The organism is Pseudomonas sp. Sample_23 (assembly GCF_004307595.1).
In the GTDB taxonomy this organism is placed as follows: Bacteria; Pseudomonadota; Gammaproteobacteria; order Pseudomonadales; family Pseudomonadaceae; genus Aquipseudomonas; species Aquipseudomonas atacamensis.
The window spans coordinates 42,153-48,440 of record NZ_RCNX01000020.1 but is presented as its reverse complement, the minus strand read 5'-3'; the positions used below and the strand labels follow the sequence as shown (position 1 = coordinate 48,440).

3 protein-coding genes and 2 pseudogenes are annotated in these 6,288 nt (G+C 61.5%); 4 read left to right on the top strand and 1 reads right to left on the bottom strand.

Annotated elements, in window-relative coordinates; genetic code table 11:
* A pseudogene (locus D8U82_RS28255) lies at nt 1–203 on the top strand (hypothetical protein); the annotation flags it as partial.
* A gap of 30 nt (nt 204–233) precedes the next feature.
* On the opposite strand, the pseudogene D8U82_RS28380 reads toward D8U82_RS28255, so the two are convergent.
* Nucleotides 234–359: pseudogene (locus D8U82_RS28380) on the bottom strand (metal ABC transporter ATP-binding protein); the annotation flags it as partial.
* Nucleotides 360–607: 248 nt separating this feature from the next.
* Between D8U82_RS28380 and D8U82_RS04330 the strand changes: the two are divergent.
* The 3 genes from D8U82_RS04330 to D8U82_RS04320 all read left to right on the top strand — a co-directional run bounded on the left by D8U82_RS04330 (nt 608) and on the right by D8U82_RS04320 (nt 6,216).
* Nucleotides 608–1,297 (top strand): GntR family transcriptional regulator, encoded by a 690-nt coding sequence (locus D8U82_RS04330; RefSeq protein ID WP_016774461.1) that lies wholly within the window; start codon nt 608–610, stop codon nt 1,295–1,297.
* Nucleotides 1,298–1,432: 135 nt separating this feature from the next.
* The gene (locus D8U82_RS04325) at nt 1,433–3,544 is read left to right on the top strand and encodes a PAS domain-containing hybrid sensor histidine kinase/response regulator (RefSeq protein WP_130901714.1); all 2,112 of its coding nucleotides are present in this window, start codon (nt 1,433–1,435) and stop codon (nt 3,542–3,544) included.
* A gap of 38 nt (nt 3,545–3,582) precedes the next feature.
* Entirely contained in the window at nt 3,583–6,216 is a 2,634-nt protein-coding gene (locus tag D8U82_RS04320; RefSeq protein WP_130901713.1) for an excinuclease ABC subunit UvrA, read from the top strand.
* The last annotated feature ends 72 nt before the right edge of the window (nt 6,217–6,288 follow it).

The window sequence follows — 6,288 nt, the reverse complement described above, 5'->3', positions numbered from 1 at the left end:
ATGACGATGTTGAATGTGCCGCCGCCTTCGCGAGCAAGCTCGCTCCCACAGGGATTTTGGTTGCGATGAAGATGGTCGATCTGCCCCGTATCAGTGTGGGAGCGAGCCTGCTCGCGAAAGCGCAGTGTCAGGCAATGACGATGTTGAATGTGCCGCCGCCTTCGCGAGCAAGCTCGCTCCCACAGGGATTTTGGTTGCGATGAAGATGGTCGATCTGCCCCGTATCAGTGTGGGAGCGAGCCTGCTCGCGAAAGCGCAGTGTCAGGCAATGACGATGTTGACTGTGCCGCCGCCTTCGCGAGCAGGCTCGCTCCCACAGGGGTTTTGGTTGCGATGAAGATGGTCGATCTGCCCCGTATCAGTGTGGAAGCGAGCTCGCTCGCGAAAGCGCAGTGTCAGGCGATGACGATGTTGAATGTACCGCCGCCTTCGCGAGCAGGCTCGCTCCCACAGGTTTTGGCTGTTTGTTCAAAATCGAGATAAATCAAAAGGCTGCACCTTTGGGCCGAAGGCAGATATTCTGCGCTTCACACTGGTACGGGAACACGATCAACTCCATGGCCAGCCACTGCCAGGATGAATTGCCCGACGCCAAAGGAGTGTTCGAATGAGCGAAAAGAAGCTGGAAACCACGGTCGATCGCGTCTACCAAGGGGTTTATGCGGCGATCAGCAAGCGTTCGTTGCGCCCGGGCATGAAGCTGGGTGAGGCCTCGCTGGCCGAGCTGTTCAATGTCAGTCGCACCTCGGTGCGTGCTGCGCTCAAGCAGTTGGAAGCCGATGGTCTGGTCACCACCGAGCCCAACAAAGGCGCATCGGTGTCGCTGCCCAGTGACGCAGAGCTGCGTTCGTTGTTCGAAACCCGGCGGCTGATCGAGATCGGCATCGTCACCGAACTGTGCCGGCGCAAAGACAGCGTTGCCATGCAGGATCTGCGCGAGCACTTGTTACTGGAAGATGCCGCGCATGCTGCCGGCGACCATGAACGACTCATCCATCTGCTCGGCGAGTTCCACCTCAAACTGGCGCGCAGCCTGAACAATCCGGTACTGCTCGACTGGTTCCAGAAGCTGATCTCGCGGGCCTCGCTATATGCCGCCGCGCTCGATGACGACAGTCATCAAGCCTGCCGCGACGATGAACACCTGCGTTTGCTTGAGTACATCGAAGCCGGCAATCAGAGCGCCGCAATCGAACTGACCTGCACGCACCTCAACGGAATCGAGAAAGCGATCCTCGACGTCGCGGCAAAAATGAAAACCGGCTATCACCCACTCAAGCACTTGATTGGCGTCTGAATGGCTCTGCGTCGCAAATCGGCTATACCTGCGATGAAACCAATGCGTTTTCACAGCCTCGAAACACACGGGCGTCGCGTCGTTGTAGCGTTGCGATAGATCGGAAAACCGCAAAAAAGGACACTGAGTCAGGCGATGCAGTTTTTATCCGAAAGCCACGGCTGTGAAGGCTGGAGAGGCGAAATGGCCGAGCGCATCCGTGCGTTCGACTGGAGCCACACGGAACTGGGCGCGCTCGCCGAATGGCCGGCCAGCCTGTGCAACACCGTGCAACTGATGCTGGCTTCGCCGTTGCCCATGGTGATGCTGTGGGGGCACGCCGGCTACATGATCTACAACGACGCTTATTCCGAATTTGCCGGTGGCCGCCATCCTTATCTGCTTGGCGTGCCGGTTGAGCTGGGCTGGCCGGAAGTCGCCGAATTCAACCGCCACGTCGTTGACACCTGCCTGGCCGGTGGCACCTTGTCCTATCGCAACAAAGAGCTGGTATTGCTGCGCGACGGCGTGCCTGAAGACGTCTGGATGGATTTGTATTACAGCCCGGTGGCCAACGACGAAGGCGTGCCCGGCGGCGTCATGGCGATGGTGGTCGAAACCACCGAACTGGTGCATTCCGAGCGCCTGCGCCAGGCGGCCGAAGATGCCTATCGCGCCGACAACGAGCGCGTGCGTCTGGCGCTGAATGCCGGCGCACTGCTGGGCTCGTTTGTCTGGGACATCAAGAACAATCGCTTCTCCGCTGACGAACGTTTCGCCCGCACCTTTTCCTACCCGCCGGATCAGGACCTGAGCGATCTGCAACAAGAGATCGCCGAATCGCGCATTCATCCCGACGACCACCCATGGGTCCAGGAGCGGGTCGCCCATTGTGTGCGCACTGGCGAGCCCTACAACGCCGAGTACCGTGTACAGCGCGGCGATGGCCAATATCTGTGGGTGCTGGCCAGTGGTGCCTGCGAGTTCGATGAAGACGGAAGGCCGTTTCGCTTCCCCGGCGTGCTGATCGATATTCATGAGCGCAAGAATGCTGAAGAGTCGCTGCTCAAATTCACCCGCAACCTCGAACAGCGCGTGGCCGCCGAAGTGGATGCGCGACTGGCGGCCGAGGAACAGCTTCGCCAGTCGCAGAAACTCGAAGCCATTGGCGGCCTGACCGGTGGCGTTGCCCATGACTTCAACAATCTGCTGCAAGTGATCGCCGGCAACCTGCATCTGCTCGCTCGGCATGAGCCAAATAATGCCAACGTGCAGCGCCGGGTCGGGGCTTCGCTGGCGGCGGTCGAGCGCGGGGCCAAACTGTCTTCGCAATTGCTCGCATTTGCCCGCCGGCAACCGCTGTCACCGGCCGTGTGCAACCCAGAACAGATTTTCGAAGGCGTTGGCGAGTTGCTGCAACGCGCCTTGGGCGAAACCATTCAGATCGACGTGCAACTGCCGCCGCAGCCGTGGCATATCAACGTCGACCGCAATCAACTGGAAAACGCGATTCTCAATCTGGCCATCAACGCCCGCGACGCGATGAAAGGCGAGGGCGTCATCGGCCTCAGTGCCGCCAATGTCTGCCTGGACAGCGAATACTGCGCCGGCAAGGGCATAGCGGCCGGTGAGTATGTTCGCGTGGCGGTCACCGACACCGGCGTGGGTATTGCCCCACAAATGCTGGAACAGGTCTTCGAACCGTTCTTCACCACCAAGGCCGACGGCCAGGGTACCGGGCTCGGTTTGAGCATGGTGTTCGGCTTCGTCAAACAGAGTGGCGGCCACGTCGAGATCGACAGCAAGCTCGGCGAAGGCACGCGGGTGCAGTTATATTTCCCGCGCAGTCTGCGTCCGGTTCGCGAAGAGACCGCCAGTGTCGGCGAACGCAAGAGCGGCGGCCACGAAACCATTCTGGTGGTGGAAGACAATGACGCGGTGCGCGCTTCGGCGGTGGAGTTGCTGCGCGAGGAAGGCTATCGGGTGATGACCGCGTGCAATGGCGACGTGGCCATGCAGATGTTGCTGGAAGGCATCGAGATCGATCTGATCTTCACCGACGTGGTCATGCCCGGCCTGATCAAGAGTTCGGATCTGGCCGCGTGGGCCAAGGTGCAGACACCGCCGGTGCCGGTGCTGTTCACTTCCGGGCATACCCGCGACATCATTTCCCGCGACCACCAGCTCAGCCCCGATACGCATCTGCTCGGCAAACCCTACAGCCCGCAAGCGTTACTGCAGATGATTTGCGAGGTGCTCGGCACCTGATGCCGAGCGCTGCCCAGTTTTTCAATCAAGGCAGGCCGATGATTTCCAAGCGCAATTCCAAAGCACCCGCCGGCATGGTTCGCGTGCGCGGCGCCCGCGAACATAACCTGAAGAACGTTGATGTCGATATTCCACGCGATGCGCTGGTGGTGTTCACCGGCGTCTCCGGTTCGGGCAAGTCGTCGCTGGCGTTTTCCACGCTGTACGCGGAGGCCCAGCGGCGTTATTTCGAATCGGTGGCGCCGTACGCGCGGCGGCTGATCGATCAGGTCGGCGTGCCGGATGTCGATTCCATCGAAGGACTGCCGCCCGCCGTCGCTTTGCAACAGCAGCGCGGCACGCCGAGCGCGCGTTCGTCGGTGGGCAGCGTGACGACGTTGTCGAGCCTGATCCGCATGCTCTATTCCCGCGCCGGCAGTTACCCGCCGGGGCAGCCGATGTTGTATGCCGAAGACTTTTCACCGAACACGCCGCAGGGCGCCTGCCCGGAGTGTCATGGACTTGGTCGCGTCTATGAAGTGACCGAAGCGCTGATGGTGCCGGACCCGAACCTGACCATCCGCCAGCGCGCCGTGGCGTCTTGGCCCTTGGCCTGGCAAGGGCAGAACCTGCGCGACATCCTGGTGACCATGGGCATCGATGTCGACATTCCGTGGAAAAAACTGCCGAAAAAGCAGCGCGACTGGATTCTCTTTACTGAAGAGACGCCGACGGTGCCGGTGTACGCCGGGCTGACCCCGGAAGAAACCCGCGTCGCGCTCAAACGCAAAATGGAACCGAGTTATCAGGGCACCTTCACCGGCGCCCGGCGCTACATCCTGCACACCTTCACTCACTCGCAAAGTGCGCTGATGAAGAAGCGTGTTTCGCAGTTCATGCGCGGCAGCCCTTGCCCATTGTGCGAGGGCAAGCGGCTCAAGCGCGAGGCTCTTTCGGTGACCTTTGCCGGCTACGACATTGGCGAGCTGTCGCAGATGCCGTTGCTGCAAGTGGCCGAAGTGCTGAGACCGGTGGCAGCGGCGAATTATCTGGAACAGGCCGAGGAGAGCGGCGACACCCTCAGCCATGCGCAAACCCGCGAGGCGCGTCAGCAGCGTGTCGCCCATGGCGCGAGTGGTCATGCCAGCGCACCGGACGTGCGCCACACGCCGAACCTATCGCTGGAAAAACGCTTGGCGGCGCAACGCATTGCTGAGGATTTGCTGGAGCGGGTCAGCACCCTGACCGATCTCGGCCTGGGGTATCTGGCGCTGGAACGCAGTACACCGACGCTGTCGTCTGGCGAGTTGCAGCGTTTGCGCCTGGCCACGCAATTGGGTTCGCAGCTGTTCGGAGTGATTTATGTGCTGGACGAACCGTCTGCCGGTCTGCATCCGGCGGATGGCGAGGCGTTGTTCGAGGCGTTGCAGCGCTTGAAGGCCGACGGCAACACGCTATTTGTGGTCGAACACGATGTCGAAACCATGCGCCGGGCCGACTGGCTGATCGACGTCGGCCCGGCAGCGGGCGAAAAGGGCGGGCGCGTGTTGTACAGCGGTCCGCCTGCGGGACTTGCTGATATTGCAGACTCGCAGACCCGCGCTTATCTGTTCGCGGAAAACCAGCGCCCTGAGCGCGCCGCACGCAAGCCGAGCGGGTGGCTGAAGCTCGACGGCGTCACGCGCAACAATCTGAATAATCTCAGCGCCGAATTTCCCTTGGGCTGTTTCACCTCGGTGACCGGCGTATCGGGTTCTGGCAAATCGAGTCTGGTCAGTCAGGCCTTGCTGGAACTGGTCGGCGCGCAGTTGGGCCGTCCAATGGCCGAGGCCGAGTCGGAAGAACCGAGCCTGGAAGATGACACGCCGCCGCCCAGCACCGGGCAGATCAGCGCCGGTCTGGAGTCGATCAAACGCCTGGTGCAGGTTGATCAGAAACCCATCGGACGCACGCCGCGCTCCAATCTGGCGACCTACACCGGGCTGTTCGACAACGTGCGCAAGCTGTTCGCCGCGACTCCCGAGGCACAAGCGGCGGGCTATGACGCCGGGCAGTTTTCCTTCAACGTCGCCAAGGGCCGTTGCGCTACTTGCGAGGGTGAGGGGTTCGTCAGTGTGGAATTGCTGTTCATGCCCAGTGTGTATGCGCCATGCCCGACCTGTCATGGCGCACGGTATAACCCGCAGACGCTGGCGATTCTCTGGCAGGGCTTGAGCATCGCTCAGGTGCTGCAACTGACTGTCGATGAGGCGGTGTCCGTGTTTGCCGAGCAGCCAGGGATTCGTCGTTCGCTGGAAGTGCTGCGCGATATCGGCCTGGGTTATCTGCGCCTGGGACAACCGGCCACGGAGCTCTCCGGCGGTGAGGCGCAGCGGATCAAACTGGCAACCGAATTGCAGCGCAACCAGCGTGGCGCGACCTTGTATGTGCTGGATGAGCCGACCACGGGATTGCACCCGAGGGATGTCGATCGCTTGCTGGAACAGCTCGATACGCTGGTGACGGCGGGGCACACGGTGATTGTGGTCGAACACGAAATGCGTGTCGTCGCGCAGAGCGACTGGGTGATCGACATCGGCCCTGGAGCGGGCGATCAGGGCGGCAGTATCGTCGCCGCCGGCACACCGCAGAAAGTCGCCACCAGCAAGAAGAGCAAGACTGCGCCGTTTCTGGCTCGGGCATTAAGCCGATGATGGCAGCGACCTGCCGAACGCCTTCGCGAGCAGGCTCGCTCCCACAGTTTTGAATGGTGTACCCAGACAGGT

What these genes read in the sequence shown, in the direction of transcription:
- D8U82_RS04330 (WP_016774461.1), top strand. Translation starts at nt 608, where the DNA reads ATGAGCGAAAAGAAGCTGGAAACCACGGTCGATCGCGTCTACCAAGGG.
- D8U82_RS04325 (WP_130901714.1), top strand. Translation starts at nt 1,433, where the DNA reads ATGCAGTTTTTATCCGAAAGCCACGGCTGTGAAGGCTGGAGAGGCGAA.
- D8U82_RS04320 (WP_130901713.1), top strand. Translation starts at nt 3,583, where the DNA reads ATGATTTCCAAGCGCAATTCCAAAGCACCCGCCGGCATGGTTCGCGTG.